This is a genomic window from Pseudomonas sp. TH31, from assembly GCF_016650815.1.
Lineage (GTDB): Bacteria > Pseudomonadota > Gammaproteobacteria > Pseudomonadales > Pseudomonadaceae > Aquipseudomonas.
Genome location: NZ_JAEKEZ010000022.1, coordinates 234,502 through 256,498 on the forward strand (window position 1 = coordinate 234,502; position 21,997 = coordinate 256,498).

At 58.6% G+C, this 21,997-nt stretch carries 12 protein-coding genes and 2 pseudogenes; 3 read left to right on the plus strand and 11 right to left on the minus strand.

What is annotated here, in order from left to right; genetic code table 11:
• Positions 1–88 precede the first annotated feature (88 nt).
• The 7 genes and pseudogenes from cmoB to JFV26_RS15800 all read right to left on the minus strand — a co-directional run bounded on the left by cmoB (position 89) and on the right by JFV26_RS15800 (position 9,897).
• The gene (cmoB, locus tag JFV26_RS15770; RefSeq protein ID WP_201193756.1) at positions 89–1,045 is read right to left on the minus strand and encodes a tRNA 5-methoxyuridine(34)/uridine 5-oxyacetic acid(34) synthase CmoB; all 957 of its coding nucleotides are present in this window, start codon (positions 1,043–1,045) and stop codon (positions 89–91) included.
• Positions 1,042–1,785 (minus strand): carboxy-S-adenosyl-L-methionine synthase CmoA, encoded by a 744-nt coding sequence (gene cmoA, locus JFV26_RS15775; protein WP_201193757.1) that lies wholly within the window; start codon positions 1,783–1,785, stop codon positions 1,042–1,044. Before cmoA ends, cmoB begins: the two co-directional genes overlap by 4 nt.
• A 127-nt stretch (positions 1,786–1,912) precedes the next feature.
• Entirely contained in the window at positions 1,913–2,557 is a 645-nt protein-coding gene (locus JFV26_RS15780; protein ID WP_201193759.1) for a lysoplasmalogenase family protein, read from the minus strand.
• Between the two features lie 2 nt (positions 2,558–2,559).
• Positions 2,560–2,952 carry a protease inhibitor I42 family protein gene (locus JFV26_RS15785; protein WP_201193760.1) on the minus strand — a complete coding sequence of 131 codons (393 nt, stop codon included), beginning with the start codon at positions 2,950–2,952 and terminating at the stop codon, positions 2,560–2,562.
• A 204-nt stretch (positions 2,953–3,156) separates the two neighbouring features.
• A pseudogene (gene lon / locus JFV26_RS15790) lies at positions 3,157–5,572 on the minus strand (endopeptidase La).
• A 300-nt stretch (positions 5,573–5,872) separates the two neighbouring features.
• Positions 5,873–8,283 (minus strand): annotated as a pseudogene (locus JFV26_RS15795) (glucose/quinate/shikimate family membrane-bound PQQ-dependent dehydrogenase).
• A 231-nt stretch (positions 8,284–8,514) separates the two neighbouring features.
• Positions 8,515–9,897, minus strand: a complete 1,383-nt coding sequence (locus JFV26_RS15800) for a carbohydrate porin (protein WP_201193762.1) — start codon at positions 9,895–9,897, stop codon at positions 8,515–8,517.
• 486 nt (positions 9,898–10,383) lie between these two features.
• On the opposite strand from JFV26_RS15800, the gene JFV26_RS15805 reads away from it, so the two are divergent.
• Both JFV26_RS15805 and JFV26_RS15810 read left to right on the plus strand, forming a co-directional pair.
• Positions 10,384–10,614 (plus strand): VF530 family protein, encoded by a 231-nt coding sequence (locus JFV26_RS15805; RefSeq protein WP_201193764.1) that lies wholly within the window; start codon positions 10,384–10,386, stop codon positions 10,612–10,614.
• Between the two features lie 2 nt (positions 10,615–10,616).
• Positions 10,617–11,249, plus strand: a complete 633-nt coding sequence (locus JFV26_RS15810; RefSeq protein WP_201193766.1) for a Pr6Pr family membrane protein — start codon at positions 10,617–10,619, stop codon at positions 11,247–11,249.
• A 987-nt stretch (positions 11,250–12,236) separates the two neighbouring features.
• Here JFV26_RS15810 and JFV26_RS15815 read toward each other — a convergent pair.
• The 4 genes from JFV26_RS15815 to JFV26_RS15830 all read right to left on the minus strand — a co-directional run bounded on the left by JFV26_RS15815 (position 12,237) and on the right by JFV26_RS15830 (position 14,459).
• Complete coding sequence (locus tag JFV26_RS15815; protein WP_242487842.1) at positions 12,237–13,052, minus strand: membrane-targeted effector domain-containing toxin; 816 nt, start codon at positions 13,050–13,052, stop codon at positions 12,237–12,239.
• Positions 13,053–13,141: 89 nt separating this feature from the next.
• The gene (locus tag JFV26_RS15820) at positions 13,142–13,744 is read right to left on the minus strand and encodes a hypothetical protein (protein WP_201193768.1); all 603 of its coding nucleotides are present in this window, start codon (positions 13,742–13,744) and stop codon (positions 13,142–13,144) included.
• Positions 13,741–14,265 carry a hypothetical protein gene (locus JFV26_RS15825; protein ID WP_201193770.1) on the minus strand — a complete coding sequence of 175 codons (525 nt, stop codon included), beginning with the start codon at positions 14,263–14,265 and terminating at the stop codon, positions 13,741–13,743. Before JFV26_RS15825 ends, JFV26_RS15820 begins: the two co-directional genes overlap by 4 nt.
• 11 nt (positions 14,266–14,276) lie before the next feature.
• Positions 14,277–14,459: a hypothetical protein gene (locus tag JFV26_RS15830; RefSeq protein WP_201193772.1), complete on the minus strand. Its 183-nt coding sequence runs from the start codon at positions 14,457–14,459 to the stop codon at positions 14,277–14,279.
• Between the two features lie 53 nt (positions 14,460–14,512).
• Here JFV26_RS15830 and JFV26_RS15835 point away from each other — a divergent pair, with 53 nt between their 5' ends.
• Positions 14,513–21,985, plus strand: a complete 7,473-nt coding sequence (locus JFV26_RS15835; RefSeq protein WP_201193774.1) for a hypothetical protein — start codon at positions 14,513–14,515, stop codon at positions 21,983–21,985.
• The last annotated feature ends 12 nt before the right edge of the window (positions 21,986–21,997 follow it).

The following is a 21,997-nucleotide window of genomic DNA, read 5'->3' on the forward strand; positions in this document are numbered from 1 at the left end:
CTTGCTCGCGATGACGGCTGTTCAGTCAACAATGATGTTGAATGTCAGACCGCTATCGCGAGCAAGCTTTGCTCCTGCAGGGTTTGTGTTACTTGCGGGCGACAATCACGGCACGCATCGGCGCCGGCAAACCTTCAACGGTCTTGCTGTGATCTTCAGGATCGAGGAAGTCACTCAACGACTGATACTTCATCCACTCCGTCCCGCGCTGTTCTTCGACGGTGGTCGTGCTCACATCCACGCACCGCACATCGCTGAATCCGGCACGCCGCAACCACAACTCCAGCGCCGGCACCGACGGCAGGAACCACACGTTGCGCATCTGCGCATAACGGTCTTCCGGCACCAGCACTTGTTGCTGATCACCTTCGATCACCAGCGTCTCCAGCACCAGTTCGCCGCCCTTGACCAGGCAATCCTTCAGCGCCAGCAAATGCTCGATCGGCGAGCGACGGTGGTAGAACACGCCCATGGAAAATACGCTGTCGAAGCCTTCCATGTTCGGCGGCAGGTCTTCGAAAGGAAACGGCAGGTGCCAGGCATTCGGCTCGGACAGGTAACGCTGCACGGCCTGGAACTGGCAGAAGAACAGCCAGTTCGGGTCAACGCCAATCACGCTGTCGGCACCGGCGCCGAGCATGCGCCACATGTAGTAGCCATTGCCGCAGCCGACATCGAGGATGCGTTTGCCTTTCAAGTCCAGGTGCGGTGCGACCCGCGACCACTTCCAGTCCGAGCGCCATTCGGTGTCGACATGCACGCCGAACAGATCGAACGGCCCTTTGCGCCACGGCGACAAGCCCATCAGCGCGGTGCGCATCTGCGCGCGGGTTTCGTCGTCGCAATCGGTGTCCAGCGTCAGGCCATTGAGCAAATCGACGACCCTCGGCTGGATCTTCGGCAAGGCGTCCAGCGCACTTTGCCAACGCTCCAGATCGCCGTGGCCCTTCTCCATTTTCTGGTCGAGTTGACGCTGCAGGGTGTTGGCCCAGTCGGCCAGCGGGGTGCCAGCCAGACGGCGGGCGAGGGGGGACAGATCAATCATGGCAAGGCAATCAACGAGGCAAAGTTAAGACACTGGAACCACGGCACGACTTTCGAGAACCCGGCGGCCAGCAGGCGTTCGCGGTGTTCTTCGAGGCTGTCGGGCTTCATGACGTTTTCAATGGCGCTGCGCTTCTGGGCAATTTCCAGTTCGCTGTAGCCGTTGGCGCGTTTGAACGCGACGTGCAAGTCGGTGAGCAACGCGTGTTCTTCCAGGTCGTTGAAGCGCAGCTTCTCCGACAGAATCAGCGCGCCGCCCGGCAACAACGCTTGGCGAATGCGCGAGAGCAGCGCGGTGCGCTGGTCAGGGGCAATAAATTGCAGGGTGAAGTTCAGCGCCACCACCGAGGCGGGCTGGAAGTCGAGGGCCAGGATGTCGCCTTCGATCACTTCCACCGGCAACAACTCCTGGAACATCGAGTCCTGAGCGTTGAGGTATTCGCGGCAACGCTCGACCATTGCCGCCGAGTTATCCACAGCGATGACCCGGCAACCGTCGGTGCGCACATGACGGCGCAAGGCCTGGGTCACGGCGCCGAGGGATGAGCCGAGGTCGTAGAGCACGCTGTTGGGCTGGGCGAATTGCGCGGCGAGCACGCCGAGGTTTTCGACGATGGTCGGATAACCCGGCACCGAGCGCTTGATCATGTCCGGGAACACCCGTACCACGTCCTCGTTAAAGGCGAAGTCAGGCACCTGGGCCAAAGGCTGGGCGAAAAGGCGATCGGGTTCTTTGCTCACGGCGGTTCCAGCGGCGTAGGTGGAAAGGCCGGCATTTTAGCCAAATTGACCGGGGGATGCGCGGGTTGTCTGATAAACCGTAAATCAAAAGATCGTCCGAACGCGGCCCGAGCCTTCGGACGATCTTTTAAACGGCCAAACGCGGTTTCAGACCGAACGCCGACGCGGTGATCCCCCATTGCCCCAGCCAATAACTCAGGATGATCACATAAGGCGCCGCCTCGAACGGCAGCACAAACCGGCTGATCCCAATCACGCTGTCGGAAAACACAAACGCCACGGCACCCGCCGCCGCCAGCAACGCCGAGCGCTGGGGCACATCGCTGCCGAGCCTGGCCAGCGCCCGCCAAAGCATCGCGCTGATCGCCAAACCGTAAACAATCACCGGCACCAGCAACGGCCCCAGTCCGTGGGCAATCAGAACTCCCAACAGCACTGCACCAACCACCAGCGCCAGGACCAACGGCAACAACGCCAACCGCCGGCAATCGCTCAAGTACGCTTTCAAGTACGCCAGATGCGCGATCAAAAACGCCCCAAGGCCAAACACAAACAAATCCCCCGGCCACGCCAGCAACACGTCACCGAGCAGGGAGAACATCAAACCCAGGCTGATCCAGCGCCGATACTCGGTGGGCGGTGCATCGTGCAGCCAACCGAGCAAGGCCAACACTGGCAATGGCTTGACCAACAGGCAAAGCAACGCGGCATGCACGCTCAGACCGTAGAGAAAGGTCACCGCGCCCATCAGCGCCAGAATCAGCCAGCCCACGATCAGTTAACCGAAATCGCGCAGTCGAAGGTCTTCACCGCCGGCACTTCCGGCGCCCACGGTTGCGAGTAGGTCAGGCGCAAACGACCGGTACCGGCGGCGAACGACTGGAAGCGCCAGGTCGAGATCCCGGCGCTGCCGACAATCCCGGCATCTTGCGGGTTGCTATAAACCTCCGGGCTGAGGGCGCGCAATACACCACCGGCGGAATCCTGAATGGACCAGCGATAACCCGTGGTCGGGTTGCTCGGCAGGATCAGGATCAGGTTTTGCCCGTTGTTCAGTTTCGCCGGGCATTCGCTTTGTTTTTCCACGGTCACGTTCTGTTTCGGCTGCGTGGCACAAGCGGCCAGCAGGGAGAGGGCGAGGGGGACAAACAGGCGGGTGGGGGACATAGGGTCAGCGGCTCCGGCATTCATGACGAGCGGCGAGCATAACTGAAGATGGGACAACGTGCGGCAGTCGAGCAGTGGCGGGGCGGGAGTTTGATGTTGTGAGTGCCGACGCCTTCGCGAGCAAGCCCGCTCCCACAGGGAGAGTGATGAACCTGTGGGAGCGGGCTTGCTCGCGAAAGCGGTGGCGCAGGCGCTAGAGGGTTATCAGAACAATATCTTCGCCACATCCGCAAAGCGCTTGGCGAAATGCACGGTAATCCCTTCTTTCAGGTACTCCGGCAATTCCTCAAAGCTGCCACGGTTAGGCTCTGGCAAGATCAATTCGAAGATCTTCTGCCGCCGCGCCGCAATCACTTTCTCGCGCACCCCGCCAATCGGCAGTACATGCCCGGTCAGCGTCAGTTCACCGGTCATGGCGATGCCTTTTTCGGCGCCTGGTTGCGCGCGAGCGAGAGCAGGGCGCTGGCCATGGTCACGCCGGCGCTCGGGCCGTCTTTCGGGGTGGCGCCTTCCGGTACGTGGAGGTGGACAAAGGCTTCGTCGAAGAACTTCGGATCACCGCCAAACGACTTCAGGTTGGAACTGACGTAGCTGTAGGCGATTTCCGCCGACTCTTTCATCACGTCGCCCAGTTGCCCGGTGAGTTTGAAGCCACGGTTGAGCGTGTGGATCCGCGTGGCTTCTATCGGCAGGGTCGCGCCGCCCATGCTGGTCCAGGCCAGGCCGGTGATGACGCCGGTACCGGACAGCACTTGCTCGTTGCGGAACACCGGATGGCCGAGTGAAGCTTCCAGGTCTTTCGGCCCGATCTTGATCACCGCTTGCGGCTCGTCGATCAGCTTGACCACGGCTTTGCGCACCAGTTTGCCCAGTTGTTTTTCCAACTGACGCACACCGGCTTCACGGGCGTAACCGTCGATCAAGGCTTTCAAGGCGCTGTCGCTGATAGCCAGGCTGGCTTTGGCCACGCCGGCCTTTTCCAACTGCTTGGGCCACAGGTGACGCTTGGCGATGGCGATTTTTTCTTCGGTGATGTAGCCCGACAGGCGAATCACTTCCATCCGGTCGAGCAACGGGCCGGGGATCGAGTCCAGGGTGTTGGCGGTGCAGACGAACAGCACTTTCGACAGGTCCAGGCGCAGGTCCAGGTAATGGTCGAGGAATTCGACGTTCTGTTCCGGGTCGAGGGTTTCCAGCAGCGCCGAGGCCGGGTCGCCCTGGTAGCTCTGGCCCATCTTGTCGATCTCGTCGAGCATGATCACCGGGTTCATCACTTCGACGTCTTTCAACGCCTGCACCAGTTTGCCCGGTTGCGCGCCGATGTAGGTGCGGCGATGGCCCTTGATCTCGGCCTCGTCGCGCATGCCGCCGAGGCTGAAGCGATAGAACGGCCGGCCCAGGGATTCAGCGATGGATTTGCCGACGCTGGTCTTGCCCACGCCCGGCGGACCGACCAGCAACACGATGGAACCGCTGATCTCGCCCTTATAGGCACCGACCGCGAGGAATTCGAGGATCCGGTCCTTGATGTCATCGAGGCCGGCATGGTGTTTGTCCAGCACTTTGCGCGCGTGCTTGAGGTCGAGTTTGTCCTCGCCATACACGCCCCACGGCACGGCGGTTGCCCAATCGAGGTAGTTGCGGGTGACCGCGTACTCCGGCGAACCGGTCTCGAGGATCGACAGCTTGTTCATTTCCTCTTCAATGCGTTTCTGCGCCTGGGGTGGCAATACTTTGCCCGTCAGGCGTTGCTCGAACTGTTCGATGTCGGCGCTGCGGTCATCCTTGGTCAGCCCCAATTCTTGCTGGATGACCTTGAGCTGTTCCTTGAGGAAAAACTCGCGCTGATGCTCGCCGATCTTGCGGTTCACTTCGGCGGAGATTTCTTTTTGCAGGCGCGCGACTTCGACCTCCTTGCGCAGCATCGGCAGGACTTTTTCCATGCGCTTGAGCATTGGCACGCAGTCGAGCACTTCTTGCAGCTCACCACCGGTGGCCGAGGTCAGGGCGGCGGCGAAGTCGGTCAGCGGCGACGGATCGTTGGGGCTGAAGCGGTTGAGGTAGTTCTTCAGTTCTTCGCTGTACAGCGGGTTGAGCGGCAGCAACTCCTTGATCGCGTTGATCAGCGCCATGCCGTAGGCCTTGACCTCGTCGGTCGGCTCGGTGGGCTGGTGCGGGTATTCGACTTCCACCAGATACGGCGGGCGATGGTGTTTGAGCCAGGTCTTGATCCGTACCGGGTCAGGCCCTGGGCGACGAATTGCAGCTTGCCGTTTTCACGACTGGCGTGGTGCACCTTGACCAGGGTGCCGTACTCCGGCAGTGCCTTGGTGTCGAAATGGCGCGGATCTTCCTGGGGCGTGTCCATGAAGAACAGGGCCAGGGAGTGATGATCGGATTTGCTCACCAGGTCCAGGGTTTCGGCCCAGGGTTCTTCATTGACGATGACCGGCAGCACCTGGGCCGGGAAGAACGGGCGATTGTGGATCGGGATGATGTAAACCTTGTCCGGCAGGTTCTGGCCAGGCAGGGCGAGGCCTTTGCCGGTGGAATGCTGTTCGATCGGGTCTGTTTCGGCGTACTCGCTCGGGTCTTCCGGGAATTCTTGCTGGTCGCTCATGGGGCACCTGCGCAATGGGGTATGGGTCTTAGATGGGGCAGGTGGGGGTGGTTTCAATGGGCATGGATATTTCAAGGTGTGTGTTCAGGTTTTTGACAGCGTTGAATCTTCGAAGGCTGGACGCAATCCCTGTAGGAGCTGCCGAAGGCTGCGATCTTTTGATTTTGATTTTGATTTTTCAAGATCGAAAGATCAAAAGATCGCAGCCTTCGGCAGCTCCTACAGGGGGCATTCAAATCCGGTGGGCACAAAAAAGGCGACTCCTGTGAGGGAGTCGCCTTTCATTCAACCGCCCGGAACTTATTCCGGCAGTTTGTAGGCGATCACATAGTCGCCCATTTTGGTGCCCAGCGAGCCGTGGCCGCCAACGACGAGCAGTACGTATTGTTTGCCGTCCTTGCCGGTGTAGGTCATCGGTGTGGCCTGGCCGCCGGCCGGCAGGCGCGACTTCCACAGTTCCTTGCCGCTGTTGACGTCATAGGCACGCAGGTACTGGTCCAGCGTGCCGCTGAGGAAGCCGACACCACCGGCAGTCACCATCGAGCCGCCCATGCTCGGCACACCAATCGGCAGGCCGATAGGCAGTGGCGAGCTGTCGCGGCTGGTGCCGTTTTTGCGTTTCCACACCACTTTGTTGGTGGTCAGGTCGATACCGGTGACATAGCCCCATGCCGGGGCCTGGCACGGTACACCGAACGGTGACATGAACGGGTGCATGGTCACGGCGTACGGCGCGCCAGCATTGGGCTGGATGCCAGCGGTTTCGCTTTCGCGCTTGCTGTCAGCCGCCACTTCGGCGCGGGGGATCATTTTCGACACGAACGCCATGTAGTTCGGGCTGGTGAACAGCAACTGGCGAACCGGATCGACCGACACGCTGCCCCAGTTGAACACACCCACGTTACCCGGATAGATCAGGCTGCCCTGCAACGACGGCGGGGTGTACTGGCCTTCGTAACGCAGTTCCTTGAACTGGATGCGGCACAGCATCTGGTCAAAGGGACTGGCGCCCCACATGGCTTTTTCGGTCAGTTCCGGGGCCAGCAGGTTGAGGTCCGAGCGCGCCTGGGTCGGCGCGGTGTGGTCGCCTGATACCGCGCCTTGCGGCACCGGAATCTCACGAATCGGTACAATCGCCGTGCCGTCGCGACGGTCCAGCACATACAGGCTGCCCTGTTTGGTTGGGGCAATCAGCGCCGGCTTCACGCCGTCGGCAGTTTTCAGATCAAGCAGGGTCGGCTGGCTGCCGACGTCCATGTCCCACAGGTCGTGGTGAGTGAACTGGTAGTTCCAGCGCACCTTGCCGGTGGCCAGGTCCAGAGCAACCAGGCCGGCGCTGAATTTTTCAGCGCCCGGCATACGGTCGCCGCCGTACTGGTCAGGCATCTGGTTGCCCAGTGGCAGATACACCATGCCGAGTTTTTCGTCGACGCTGGCCAGAGACCACATGTTCGGCGAGTTGCGGGTGTAGGTTTTGCCCGGCGCCAAAGGCTCGGTGGCTTCCGGATTGCCGCTGTCCCAGTTCCAGACCAGGCGACCGTCATGCACATCGAACGCGCGGATCACGCCGGAAGGTTCGTTGGTCGACTCGTTGTCGGTGACGTGACCACCCATGATCACCAGATCACGGGTAATCGCGGCCGGGGAGGTGGCGTAGTAGCCACCCGGCGTGAACGGACCGATACCCTGGGTCAGGTCAACAGTGCCTTTATTGCCGAAGCCTTCACAGACTTTGCCAGTGTCGGCGTTGATTGCGATCAGGCGCGCATCGGCGGTCGGCAGGTACAGGCGACGCGGGCAGGCCTGGGCAACGGCTTTACCGGCTTCGGAGACAACGGCGGCCGAGGCATTGGCAGACTTGGCGTAGTCGTTCTCGTCGTAGTAAGAGACGCCACGGCAGGTCATGTGGGCGAAGCCCTTGAAGCCCACCGGGCTCTTGATCTGCGGGTCGAAGCGCCAGAGTTCCTTGCCGGTATCCGGGTCCAGCGCCAGCACTTTGCTGTGAGCGGTGCAGGCATAGATCATGCCGTTAACCTTCAGCGGGGTGTTTTCGTTGGTCAGTTCCACCGGGTCATCGGCGGTCGGCAGGTCGCCAGTGCGGATACGCCAGGCTTCCTGCAACTTGCCGACGTTGGCCGGGGTGATCTGCTTCAGTGGCGAGTAGCGGTCACCGAATTCGGTACGGCCATAGGCCTGCCAGTCGCCATCGGGCATGGCCGGGGCGGTGCTGGTCAGGTCCGTGGTGTCGCGGCCCAACTCGCCGAAGACTTCACCTGGGTGCGTGAATTGACTGGCAACGGCGGTGGCGCCAGACAGAATCACGGCGACGCTCAGTGCAGCGGTGCCCAGCGGTGCAGCACCGTCGCGCAGCAACGGCCGGCGGAACCACGGCAACAGCAGGACCACACCGAGGGCGAACCACAACGACAGACGCGGCACCAATTGCCACCAGTCGAGGCCGACTTCCCACAGCGCCCAAACAGTACTGGCGAACAGCACCAGTGCGTACAGGCCAAGTGCAGCGCGGCGAGCGGCAATCAGCAGCACGCCGCTCAGCGCGAAGCCGATACCGGCCAGCAGGTAATACAGCGAGCCGCCGAGCATGCTCAGCTTGATCCCCCGGCCAGCATGGCCAGGCCCATTAGCAGAAGCAGGATACCGAGCAGGCTCGGTAGCAGACGGCTTCGGCTCAAAGCACCATCAGTGCTCATAGTGTGGTTCTCCGTGACGTTTAAGTAGTCCCGCGCTAGTTCACTGTAGATGACGATCTGGCGTGGGCATTGGTTCAGTTGCAAAAGTAAAACTTGGTCGAAGCTTGTTTAGTTCATGCAATCCCTTGTGGGAGCGAGCCTGCTCGCGATGGCGGCTTAACATTCATCATTGTTGTCGACTGACAGACCGCTATCGTGAGCAGGCTCGCTCCCACAGGTTTTTCGTGAGTCTTAAAACGATGAGGTGATCTTGATCCCGCCGATCAATGCGTCATCGACCTTGTCTACGCCACCGGGGTGACGGATGTATTGCAGGTTCGGGCGCACGGTCAGCCAGTTCGTGACGTGCACGCCGTAATAGAGTTCGGCGCTGTATTCGGTGTCTTGTGGCGGCAGGAATGATGGATCGTCGTAGTCGTAGACGGCGCGGGCCTGATTGGTCGCCTCGGCGTTCTTGCGATAGGCCGGGTTGACGTGAACCCGGGCCAGGGCGAAACCGATGTCGTCCTTGGTGCGTGCGTCGAACAAGCCTTTGTAGACGACGCCCGCCTGGACATAGTTGTCGATGGCGTTGGTCTTCTTGTCGTGCATCGTGCCGTTGGCGAACACGCTCAAGCCACGGGAGTTGTCGCTGGCGCGGCTGGTGATCTGCTGCTGAACACCCAGCCACACGCCGTGCTTGCTCGACGCGCTGCGGTACGCTTCGCCACTCAAGGCAGCGGGTTGGCCATTGCTGTCCTTGTAGGCGTCGGTGGCCTTGGCGTTGCTGTAGTAATAACCGGCGCGGTATTCGCCCGGCAGGCCATTTAGCTTCGGCGACCAGACCAGTTCCACCGGCAGGATTGCGCCCTGGGTGCCGCTGCCGCTGAGCTTGAAGCCATTGCCGCGATCAAGGTTCGACGGGTTCTGCTCATAGGCGCCGATTTGCGCGTAGAGCTCCGGCGTCAGGTGATATTTGACCCGAATTGCCCACTGGCTGACCGGCCAGTTGTACCAGATGCCGCCGACCCAGTTGCCGACCTGCGAACCGCAGAACGCCAGGTTCTGGAAGTCGCAAGGGAAGCTGTTGAAGTCTTCGCCTTCGCCAAAGCGGCCGACCTTGATGTCGAGCTTCTGGTCGAAGAATTTCTGCTGATACCACATCTGCGTCAGGCGCCAGGTCTGGCCACGGCCCCAGACTTCCTGGGCCGAGGTGAAACCGCCAACCCGTGGGTCGTTGATTCGGTCGTTGCTGATGTTGTTGCCGTTGCGCTCGGTGATGGTCAGCTGAAATTCGGCGGCATCCCAGCCAAGGATCTTCTGCAAGTCCAGGTGCGTGCCGAGGCCGAACTGGTCGCTATAGCGAGCGGTGCGGTCGTGGTCATAGCCGCCATGCAGGTTGCTGCCCATCTCGCCGGTGTAATCGACGTTGAAGTCGTAGCCTTTTTTCGAAAGTTCGGTGCGCGTGCCGTTCCAGTCACCGAGCATCCACTTTGAGTCGCTATCGAAGGCCGGGGCCGCGTGAACGCAGGTGACGAGGCCGAGGGCGCTGAGACCACCGATCAGGTTCAGGGCTTTTCGGTGAGCCGCCGGGGTGGAGACAGCGCTGTCTCGCGAAGCTGGAAAGTCAGGCATAGAGAAGTAATTCTTGGTCTTTTTCTGGGAGGTGAACTGAACGCAACGAGATGGAACGGGCAGTGAAGCGTTTCAGCTTAAGGGCGGCAGGATAATGATCTGTTACAAAGTGAGAAAGTACTTTTATTGACATGGATCCTTTCGGATTTTGTAACAGTATGCTGCGACCAATCACCACAGGCCAAAAAAGAGACCATCTGTGGGAGCGAGCTTGCAAGCTTCGCTCCTACGAAGGGCGGTTTGCGCTCTTGAGGTCGTGAAGATCTGTAGGAGCACGGCTTGCCGACGATGGCGTTTTCGAGACCGCCTTCGCGAGCAAGCTTTGCTCCTACGAAGGGCGGCACGTTGTCCCGGCGCCGCGAGCGCCGACAAAAAGCTGTCGTTCGCCTACAGTTAATGGATCGGCACACTAGAGCGCTTCCGCCTGACGAAGCCCTCGGCTAAGGTGCGCGGCTTCTTTATTCTTTCTTCGCGCAAAGGCCCGGCATGACCGAACAGAACAACAACCCGCTGCACGGCGTGACCCTGGAACAGATCCTCAACGCCCTGGTCGAGCACTATGAATGGTCGGGGCTGGCCGAGCGTATCGACATTCGCTGCTTCAAGAGCGATCCGAGCATCAAGTCGAGCCTGACCTTCCTGCGTAAAACTCCGTGGGCGCGGGAGAAAGTCGAGCAGTTGTACATCAGGTTGATGCGCACCAAGCGACCGGTTTGAACATGCTCCGCCAAGCCGTGGCAAGGCGCCGTTTCGTCGCCGTGGCAGCAGTGCTCGGCTGGGCGGGGCTGAGCATTCAGCTGTACCTGATTCTCTATTCGCGCTTCACCCTTGAGGCCAGCCTGATTGGCGGGCTGGTGAGTTTCTTCAGTTATTTCACCGTGCTGAGCAACACCTTGGTGGCCGCGGTCCTGACCTGTGAACTGACCTCCCGGGAATCAGCCACGCGACGCTGGTTCCTGCAACCGTGGGTGAGCAGCGGGGTGATGGTAAGCATCGTCGTGGTCGGGGTGGCGTACAGCGTGTTGCTGCGACATCTGTGGCACCCCGAAGGCTGGCAGTTCCTGGCCGACGAGCTGATGCACGACGTGATGCCGCTGCTGTACCTGGCCTATTGGTGGTTCTGCGTACCCAAGGGCACGTTGCGCCTGCGGCACATTGGCCTGTGGGTGATTTACCCGATAATTTACTTCGCGTATGTGCTGTTTCGCGGACATGCGTTGGCGGTGTATCCCTATCCGTTCATCAATGTGGACACGTTGGGTTATCCACAAGTCTTGATCAACGCCTGTGGAGTATTGGCCGGATTCGTGGCGAGCGCGTTGATTGTGTTGTGGTTGGATCGGCGTCGCTAACAGCAAGTTTCGCAACATAAAAGCTCTTGGGTGGGCTATTACGTAACGGCCCATGAAGGCTAATGCCAGTCAGTTAATCAGACTGGCATTTTTGTTTTTTATCCGACAATTTGGCGATTTCAGTCGGATGGCCCGAGGTGGCGTCTGAGTTCGATCCTGGCTATTTTTTAAAGCCGTATCAGACCAATATCTCGGTGGAAATCACGTTGAGAGTCACTCACGTGTTGCGAGTTAATTTTTTCTTGGCAATAAAGTGGAGCTTGTTCCTGTGGGTGTCTGGGGTAGGTGGGAGAACATTGGGCGGCGCCAACACTTTTGTATGGTGAAGCTCCGTTTCATCTCAACGCTTCGTCACTGTTTACCGTTGAACCACCCAACGTCGAGTAACTGGTTTGTAAGCGTTCCATGAACCCCACATTTTAAAGGTGGGGATCTTTGGCTATCTTCAAATTTGCGGTGTGCCGTTCCTCGGCTGGGGTAGCTTGGCTGCCCTGACGGGGATAAATCCCTCGCCACCGGTAAAACCTCTGCCACCAGTAAATCCGGTTGTTCATTCCCTACCCGCGCGAGCTACCTATCCATCCTCATCCCATAACCCGCTTCAGCGTTAAAACCCAAGGCAGGAGCTGTATGCGGTAATTGCGCATGCACGGATCTGTGCGGGGGGCAGTTGATTGCGATTCCTGCCGCGACCAATACTTTGTCGTCCTTTGCGCATTTTATGGCCTAGGCAGGCCAGCCGCCCTGATGGTTGGGCGGGAGGGAGCCAATCGTGAGCAAACCATTTTTTAGCAAATCTGCGAAGGCCCTTTGCGGAAAATAAAACCGCTCAAGCGCGGTCCTGGCGAGTTCCTGGGGCCGCGCGTGGGCCCTTGGAGAGTCAATCCAATTGGCGCAGGGCGATTATCCAGGCATGCCGGGCATCCAATCACGGTGCGGCTTTTTTCCTGGTGTAATTGCCTGCGCGGGTAGCTCAGAGATAGGCTGTCATTGTATTTGGACCAATTTAAGTTCCTTCAGCGCCTGGATCAACGCGTCCATATCGTCGTAACGCTGACCGTCCACCGAACTCCAGGTCGCACGACTCACATAACGCTTGCCTTGAGCATCGAGCATTATCGGCGTGCGGTAAATATGGTGGTCCCTGGAGCGATGTACGATCACCTGTTTTCCATCCTGCCCTTGCTCGATCAGGAATTGGCCGGGATTTGCAAGTTTTTGTTCGATAGACAGGGTCGATTGCGCCGGCTTCAACGCATTGCCTGGAAGAGTTGCCAACTGCACGAGATAGTCGCCTTTGAGGAGAATCTCCTTGCTACTGCCCCCTGTGGCTACACTCAGGAGCACACCCGTGTCATACGCTGGCGACCTCTCCATACCCAACTGCACGTCTGTCACACGCACGCCAATGCTTCCGTTCAACTCGGCTACGCCGGGTACGTTTTGGTAAGTATTGGAGTGACTATTGCCCACCAGCGCAATCCACCTGTGCTCGCCCGCGACTGCCTGATGTTTTTTAATAATTCGGGAAGCGACGTAATTCATCATTTGCTGGCGGCTTGTGGGTTCCTGGCCCGGAAAACCTTCGAGTCTATAGCTCGCGGCGCAATCGATGGCACGCACTTCAATGTCGTTTTTCTGCGCCTCGATCACCAGCGCCTCAAAGGTGTAGATCCTAGCGGGATCGGTCCCGTGGCCCTTATCCTGCCTCTTCAAGTAATCACGCAAGGAATCGCTCATTCGGCCGTTCTTGAAGAAACTATCCAGATCTGCCTGATGCATATCGCTGAGTAAATGCTCCATGTATAGGGTCTTCACATGATGTTGAGCAAGCCAGGGCATGTTGTCGATGATGAATTTCTTGCTGGCAACCGAACTATGCGATTCGCCAATTACTGCACCGGGGGCGTGGTCATATAGTTTTTGCAGAAAGTCGGCGGGACTGGTTTGCGGCGGTATGTCAGGTAGCGTCGGGCGTGGGGAAGCTCACTGGACATTATCGCCTTGGCGTCTTCTTGCAACTGGCGTCGAAGTTTGAAGAACTGCATGCGCACGGCTTCCTCCTTCACGCTCTCGGTCCCATAGTCTTCATGCAGGCCGTGATTGTCGCCCATCAACGTAAGTAAGGTACTTCTGGACTCGGCCGGCATTTCGTAGGTTGCATCGGTCAGTGATTGAGGGATCGCATCAGGCGCAGTGTCAGTGACCTTGACCTTGACCTTGACCTTGCTTTGCTTCTTGCCGCCCCCCAGCAAGCCCCCTTCGTCGGCCCGCCAGTGTCCGTCGTGGTAGCGCACCGGCGCACCCTGGTCACCGGGCCGTCGCGAATCGCGTACGCGCACCGTCGCCCAGCCGTTGTCCGAATACACCTCGAACAGCCGGACCTGGCCTTGGTAGCTATCCTGGATATAGTGATTGCCGTCATGGCTATAGAAGGTGCCGGCCGGGGTCTTGCCCGGGCGCTGTGGCAGCACTGACAGCTGCGACGGGGTCAAGTCGCTGCGCGCCAGGGCGTCGTTGAGCTGGCCAAGGGGGTAAAGGCTGTGCCGCGTTGCCGGACCATGGCCTGCGCGGCTTCATTCAGCTCGGTGGCACGGCTGAAGCGCGACTTGCCGGCCCAGTGCAGCAACGGGCCAAGCTTGAGCGCGCGCAGGCCCGCGCCCACATCCAGCGCATCCAGCCCCAGGAATGCCACGTCCAGCAAGGCATCGTCGGGCCTTCCTCGTTCGAGGTGGTGCAGCGCACTGCCAACGTCATGGCCGATCAACCCCAAGGTCAACGCGCCGCAGGGGACCGCCGCGATTCCCAGGCTGCCCGCCATGCAGGTCACACCGGCCGCGGCCCGCAGGCCCTTGACCACTTGCTCGGTTATCATCTCGTGGCGGCTGGTGCTGGCCTCGCGGATATTGTCGATGCTGTCCAGCAACCACTGGTCGCCGACGTGCCGGGTAAAATTAGCGATCGGCGCGGTGGTCGCCTTGGTGTCAGATTGGCCGCGCTGAATCGCTTCGACCACCTGCTTGTCCCTTAGCAAGGCGCGTGCCTGCAAATCGTCGTAGTACTCGCCGGGGTTTTTATCAACTGCTGGTAGGCCGAGAGCTTCAGCAGTTCCGGGCCGTAAGGGCCCTGCAAGTACAGGTAATCGATGCCGGTGCGCAGCCCCGTGGCGGACGGGTGCAACGACAACACCAGCACCTCGGGAATCCGCAAACAGGCCGCCGCGAATCGCCGCTCACCAGCGCCGGGGCACGACCGGGGGGCTGTTGCAGGTAGTGCCCAGAGCGATTGGCGGCGCCGTCGGTTGGCTCTGGCAACAGAGCCAGCCTGCCGTGCATGAGGAGGATGTCGAGACGCCGCTTTATCCGGCCCCCGGCGCGGTGTACCAACCGACCACCGCGCCCATTGCCGCAGCGGGCCAGCATTGGCCGACACTGGGGACCGGCCTGGGCATTGGCGCCGCCAGCATCGCCCTGGTGACGGGAGCCAACGCCCTCTACCGGTCCATGACCGGCGATCCCGATCTGATCCAGCCCGCCAGCGAGCCGGTATTCGCACAGCGTCCACCCCATGTGCAGGCCTTGCTGGATAAGCTGAAAAACCATTGGCACCTCACGTCCGAGGGTGAGCTGATGTCCACCTGGGAGGCGCTCATGGCAATGCACGCCGACCCCGCGCTGGCGGCTGATGCCCATGCGCAACTGGCCCGTGTCAGCGCCCTGCTGCACCAGGATTTTGGCGAGTCGCTGGCGCGGCTGCTGGACCTTGCTACGCCCACGGCTGACGCCGACTTCGACGAATTCGATGCCCTTGAAGAACCCGCGCCAGTACGTCATCGGCGTGCCCTGCCGGCCCAGGCCAGGACGGGCCCGCAAGCGGCTGAGGTGCTCCTGGCCGAGGACGTCATCGCCTTGCTCGATCAGGCATCCTCCGGTGCGCAACAGCAGGATCAGTGGTTGCAGCAAGAGGTCTTGCGCAAGCTATTGAGCAGCCTGCCGGCCGGGCACTGGCTGCACAACGCAAGTGCCGGCGAACAGGCGCTGTGGCTGACGACCACGCAGACCCTGGATGGGTGTTACCAGCGCCTGGCTAACCTGAAGTATGACTCGCTGACGCAGTTCGAGGCGCAACGGCCCGCCCTGCAGCAAGCCCTGGCCGAGGTCAATCAAAACGAGCTGCAACTGGCCGTGCTGAAAAGCAAGCTCAAAGGTGATTTGAGCCCTGGCGGCTCGTATATGGGCGGGCTGGCCGTGGTGACGGCGGCGCTCAACGACGACCCGCAGGTGGACGTCGGCAGCCTGCACTTGAACATCGGCGAAGGGGCGGATGCCGTCTCGGTGACACTGGCGCAATGGCAGGTGTTTGTCCGGCAAAATGCCAAGGGCGAGGAGGACGGCGTGGTGCTGTACCGTCCGGCCGAGCGGCGGGTGCAGGCGTTCAGTTCGCAGCAGGAAATGTTCCAGCACCTGGATCTCAAGCGCCTGCGCCAGTCCCTGTACGCCGAGGTCCGGCCACCGGCAACGCCAGGCCCTGCGACCTCCGCCTCTGTCATGGCCCTTCTCAAGCCCACGTCCAAACCCACGCCCAAGCAACTGCCCAAGCTGGCCCTCGAGGCCGCTTTGCCCGCACAGCGGGCCGCGTTACAGCGATCCTTGGCTAAACTCGGGCAGCGACCGGATCTGTGGACACCTGAACACTTGCAGGTCCACACCTACACCGGCGCCAGCCTGCAGGACAAGGTTCAGGGGTGGGCCGGGGCGCGGCTCGACAGCGAGCAGGCGCGACTGCAAAGGCTGGACGCGAACCCGCAGATCGCCACGCAGACCGCCGCGGCCGCACTCACCGAGCAACGAACAGCGGCCTTCGTCGACGAGTACCTGCCCACGCTGCGCGCCTTCACCCAGCGCAACGAAACCCGTGCGCTGACCCAGGCCCTGCGGGGTAAGGGCGGGCTGGCGGCCAATGCCACGGTCGACGCCGATGCGCTCCTGATTACCTTCAATGGCCAGACCATGAGCTGGACCGACTGGGTCCTGGAAGGCTACCGCCAGCACGGCGATAACGTGATCGCGGCCAGCAACAATTTCCTCGTCGATGCCCGGTTTGAGCATGACGATTCGGCCGTGCTCCGGGCACTGGGCACCCCAGGCGTCAAGCAGGGCGTCCAGCATCATCTGCGCAGCACCTACGCTGGCGATCAGTACATCAAGTACCTGGAGTCTTGGCTCGCGCCCAACGACCCGCGCGGGCAGACCTTCCGCCAGTTGAGGGCGGCCTCGATCCAGCAGCAACTGCAGGTGACGCTGGAGCAGGCGCGAGTCGATGGGACGATCGACCCGTACACCGCCCAGGCGTTCAAGACCCTGGTGGACGGCCTGCACACGGTCACGCACACGGGAAAGGCCAGCCTGCAGGCATTCCAGGTCAACGGGCGGCGGATTGCCTATAGCCAGTATTTGAATGCGCTGCTGGTGTGGCAGGTGTACCAGGCCTGCGCGGGTCATGATCCGCTGGAAAGCGAAGACCGACTGCGCCAATTGGCGCGCCAGCTCAAAGACTATCAGGTGGTGAAATGCTACCCGCAGTTGGAACCGCTGATCGACCTGCTGCCCTTGTTGCCGTTGCTGATGGAGGCGCGTCACAGCGTGAATGTGCAGTCCAGCGCCGACAGTTGGCTGGGCTGGGGCAGCCAGTGGCTGAACGCGCTGGCCGGCAGCGCCAGCCGTTACCGCAGCGCCAGGGCGTTGCACCAACGGTTGTCCCGGCAGGTGGAGCACTGGCTGGCGGATGCCCTGGTGGCGGCCTTGAGCAAGTTACCTATGGGCCTGCCGGGTGCTGCGGCGGCCTCGACTTCGGGCGCTGCGGGTCGCGCATTCGAACCCATGTCTGTCGGTCTGGACAGCCATGGGGCATTGCTCGCTGGCATCAGTCTGGAGGCCGTGGGGCTGGGGGCTATTGGCTATGCGCTGTGGCAGTTGCGCGAGGTCGGCGATGCCGGGCGGCCAGTGGCGGAAGTCGAGACAGGCCTGATGGGTGCGGCCCCGCGCGCGGCAGGCGGCCGTGGCTTGCACGACCACAAAGCTCCTCTGCTGTTGGGGATCACCGCGATGGTTGCGGGTGGCGTATTGCTGTATGGCTGGAGCCGTAAAAGGCCCATGGAGGCCAGTGAAGAGCGCGAACTGGATTTTGATTTGCCGATTTATACCTCGTATGTCAATGAGGTGGTGGCAGCAGCCAGGAGGCTGGTTGAGGCCTTGCCGGCTGTGCCGCTGGATCGGCGTTTTGGCAGCGATTCTGGCGCTGCGCCCGGACCTTCAACGCGTTCGAAGCGTAACGTCGTTTGGCAGGGGGCGCAGACCGACTCTCCGACTGCGCATTCGGACCCCACCGTACAGTTGGCGCGGCGAGTACTTGATTTTTCAAAGTACGATGACCTGGTGGCCAGCAAGTTCAACAGGTTATGGCGCAACTCGATAACACTGAGCCGCGATACGCGCCTAAGCATCGAGCAAAAGAAAACCCTGTATCTGACGCAGTTTCATCAATTATTAAGAAATCAGTTGGCATTGATGCTGGCGAATCTAAATGATCTGAAACAGGAGGGTATGGGGAATAATTCAAAATATCGTAAGGCCATCGTCTGGATGGCAACCCTGGCCGAAGAGGCCAGGGAGGTGCAGGAGCTGTTCGCCAGCGGCAGCCAGGACGCCTATTGGGGGGCGTGGCTAGACAACCCGCTGAGTGAGCAACTAAAAGAGTTAAATCGAGCCTTTACGATACCACAATTAGACGATGAGACTTACTTTGAGCAACGACAGGCTTGGATGCAGCCATCCGTTGTCGACGACGATGACTATTTGCACGGAGTGAACCTGACCAATACCGAAAAAATGTGGCGAACTGCTTTAGTTGTCGAACAACGTGAATTTTATAAATTGATAGACGATTATGCGGATTTAAAAACATTTGGCGCGCTGCCTGAATTATTTGAAAGTGCCTTGAAGCTGAGGGTAGAGATTCTAGGCAGTGAAAGGTATGCACAGTTAAGTGAACAGGGCCTGTCGGTATCGCAAAGAGTGGAACTGGAAGTAAATGCTCAGCTTCTGGATATGCGTAAAGTGCATTTATCCAATATGTTGATCGAAGAAGTTGAGAGCTATGCGATTTGCAAGCAATTAAAAAAATATGGGCCGTTGTGCAACAAATATTCTGGGCACAGGGCGGTCTTCGAGGCGAAAAAAATTGCGGTTGAATTGGTGCTGCAGACGTTTGCGGTGGAGTCGTCCGAGTTGGATGATGATAATAAAATTATCGCCTTTTATCAAATTGGTGAGGGTGGCAGTGTTTCTGAAGAAGTAAAGTCATATTTGAACAAGTCAGGCGCACTGGCATTTTTTATGATCGTTAATGATCCCGAGTCGAAAGAATACTGCAGGTGGAGCAGAGGGCTCTCGGTAAGTTTTGCTGAGGCGTCCGCACCGACCGAATACTTCAAACGTCTGTATGAAGCCAGGCCGGATGATTACGAGGGGCTGGAGGCCTTCAAGAAAAGTAGTGAATCTGATACATGGGTTGATTATTACCGTCAATTCGCCAAGTACCGGGAGAAGTTTATCGAGTACGATGCGAAGGTGATGGTGTATAGTGCGATGGTCAAAGAAGGTTTTACGGATTACAGTGTCAGCAAGATGCAGGCGGAAAAAATTGTTTATGCTGATGTGGTCGTTCATTTTAATGCGAGTGTGCAAGTAGATAAACTTCTAAAAACCGGCGCGGCAAGGAGCACGAACAAGAAGTTTGAAAGAATGCTTAATTCCCCCACCGAGTTTCCAGGTACCATAGGCTTTATTGTACAGGCAGATGGCGGAATATTGGCGATAGCAGGCATTGACTTTAAAGTGACTGTAAAGCACTTTGATCCGGCCGCTGTTGATGCCAGTCCCGTATTAAAGAAAATTCGTAGCTTGCCTGCCATACCCTATCTCGGCACGCTAGTGGAGCTGGAGGGCAGGAAACTGATTGATGATGTGCTGCGACCCATGGGGATTGATACAGACGCGCTCATTGGCAATAGTGGATTCCCCCTATTAAAAGCGCCGCGCAAATTCAGGACGTGGTGGGAGCGACACCAGATGGAGCACCTGCATCCCAGGCAGGGTTTGCCATTGATGAGTGTTGCCGATGAGGTCATGAAAGAGAATTTGAATCAGTGGGTCGGAGTGCTTAAAGTCGCCAACAAGGATAACGATTTCTGGGGCGTTGCCCTAAGTTTTCTGCCGCTTTATAGTGAACTCAGGGACGCTTATACAGATCCAGAGCATCGGCTCGATGGCAATCGCATCATGTGGGATGTGGCGGGGATCGTTCTCTCGGTCCTGCCAGCCATGGGCGCTATTACCCAATTAAGCCGCATTGCGCTGCAGACGATGTTCAGAACAGCATCGCTACAGCTGCTCTCGGGTACCCCCGTCCCAGTCGTCACCCGGAAAATACTGATGGCGCTGATGACGAATCCAGAGTTTACCGGCCTGGGACTGAAAGGCTTTGCTTATGCCGCCTACATCGGTATTGATATTGTTTTACCGATTCCGACGGAGTTGTTTTTATATGGAATTATGCGTGCCAGTAAATACATAAGAAGTTATATTCGGCAGGGTTACGCTGCTGGCGATTCGGCGCTGTCGGCACTTTACGCCACGGCAAGTAGTTCCCAAAGTGCATTGGCCGTACAGGCGCGGGCAGAGCTGGCCGTGATGGGAGCGACCACGCGTGTTGCGGTGGGTACTGATAATGTAATCGTTTTACGCAATAGTCTATTAACGGCCAGGGAAGTGATTGAGGAGAGCAGGGCGTTATATCGCCCGCTGGCCCGTAAAAAAACGGTGAGCCAGCGTGTTCAAGAGCGCATGAGCTATTCGATCGATACGAGTTTGTGCGCGCCGCTGGCCCGCCGTCAGGTGAGATCGCTGGAGGTGGGCTGCATGGCTAATCTAGACTACGCGCACGCAGAAAATATTGTCGAGGTGGGTGATGGTTATACGGTCTATAAGCTAGATACTTTTGGAGGCTTTTATGTCGTGAAAGAGTTCAGACCTATGCGAAAGGGTGATCAGCCGCTGCGACTACGCAAAGCCAGCAATAATAAAGTGGCGTATAACCGTTTATATGGTGGCCGGGAAACGGGTTATGCTGAAGTGTTTCATAGTGTTGAAGATGAACCTGTGATTGTTCTGCTGCAACCTGTTCCGGGCCAGTCTCTCGCAGCAATAATAATCCATGATGATCGGACCGCTATGGAGGGCTTGCGCCTGCTGGATAAGCCCGCAACCGTGGAGGCTATCGTTAACGTATTGCGCGATATGGGTATCCAGTACGAAGCTGTCAATTTTTCGGGTATTCTTTATGATTCACCGAAACGGGCGTTGAGATTGAATAATTTCGATCAGGCGCTGATCAATCCTCGTGGCGTTCTGGTCAATACTCATTGGGAGACCTTGAGCACTGCTCAAGTCAGTGCGTTAAAGGCCCGATTTACCCAGGTACTGACTGACTTTATCGAGCAAACCAAAGATTTGCGTCCCAACAGTCTTGGTGTCGACAAGTCGCTGCTGAATAATGATCAGTTTGCTCAACTTAATGTGCAGCGGGTGCGCTACGAGAGTCATAAAGAAATTATGCTGGCGGGTAAAACGGCGGCTGATTTTAATTTGGCTAAAAAGAATCACCAGGGCATTGATGTCCTCGGCGTCGACAAAAGCGAATCCGAGTTAGTACTGACTATACGTTACAATAAACTTAGCGAAAGTATCGATGCTACTTCACTTGGAGCCTTAAGCGGTTTCATTGAAAATACTCGCACGCACCGCATCATTCATGCCGCTATTTCGGGGGCCGTTAAACACTCGAGGGTATTGAAAATAGGTAGCTACCGGCAGATCATTGTGCCGCAGGCTTTCTGGTTGACCGCCGCCGGCGCGGCGCGGGCAAGCGAGGGGCGTTGTTATCCACTGGTACTGGCTGTGGCGGTAGCACTGAAAGAAAAGAGAGTGTCGACATTCTTCTTGAATATACTTGGTTCTGCGGCACAAACCGATAAGTCACATAACGAAATGATTCGGGCGATCGATCAGGTGCGAACGTTGAACGCGGCAGATTTCCTCAGGCCTGAGTTCAAAGCAGCGCCTTGTGATGTCGACACCATCGTGCGTCACGTGACTGAACGGAATATAACCAGCCTGTTCACGATGGATACGCCAAGCCATTCGATGTTGGTTGGTGTCATCATTGAGGCTTTCACGAACAAGATTTTTTACTTCTACGATCCGAATATCGGCATTTTTCTTTACCACTCAGCCAACGCATTCGAGGAGGCGTTGCAAGGCACCGTCGGTACGGTTTCCACGGGAACACAATATGCAGCTTGGAATGCGTCCAATTTACCGCTTTATAAAATCTCATTGATACAGGTTGAAAACCTCAAGGACAAGATCCTGCAGGTCCCTCCTGAGCACGGGCCGGGCTTTCGCTTACGGACGGTGGCCGAGTTGTCCAGTGACCTGGACTACCCGCCAGATTGTGTGCTCGATAGCGGGCTGGGCGCAAGAAAAGCAAGAGCGCCGGGGTGTACGTCAATCGAGAGCGAGATGATGCTGATGAAGCAGGCTCAGGAGGCATTATTGACCGGGCAAGCCCCCCCATCGGCAGCTATCCGCGAGCTCTGGCTCTCGGTCTTCGTCTGAGTGCCGACTACC

Coding starts and splice junctions, on each gene's coding strand:
- cmoB (WP_201193756.1), bottom strand. CDS start 1,045: ATGATTGATCTGTCCCCCCTCGCCCGCCGTCTGGCTGGCACCCCGCTG.
- JFV26_RS15800 (WP_201193762.1), bottom strand. CDS start 9,897: ATGCCTGACTTTCCAGCTTCGCGAGACAGCGCTGTCTCCACCCCGGCG.
- JFV26_RS15805 (WP_201193764.1), top strand. CDS start 10,384: ATGACCGAACAGAACAACAACCCGCTGCACGGCGTGACCCTGGAACAG.
- JFV26_RS15785 (WP_201193760.1), bottom strand. CDS start 2,952: ATGTCCCCCACCCGCCTGTTTGTCCCCCTCGCCCTCTCCCTGCTGGCC.
- JFV26_RS15815 (WP_242487842.1), bottom strand. CDS start 13,052: ATGGAGCATTTACTCAGCGATATGCATCAGGCAGATCTGGATAGTTTC.
- JFV26_RS15810 (WP_201193766.1), top strand. CDS start 10,617: ATGCTCCGCCAAGCCGTGGCAAGGCGCCGTTTCGTCGCCGTGGCAGCA.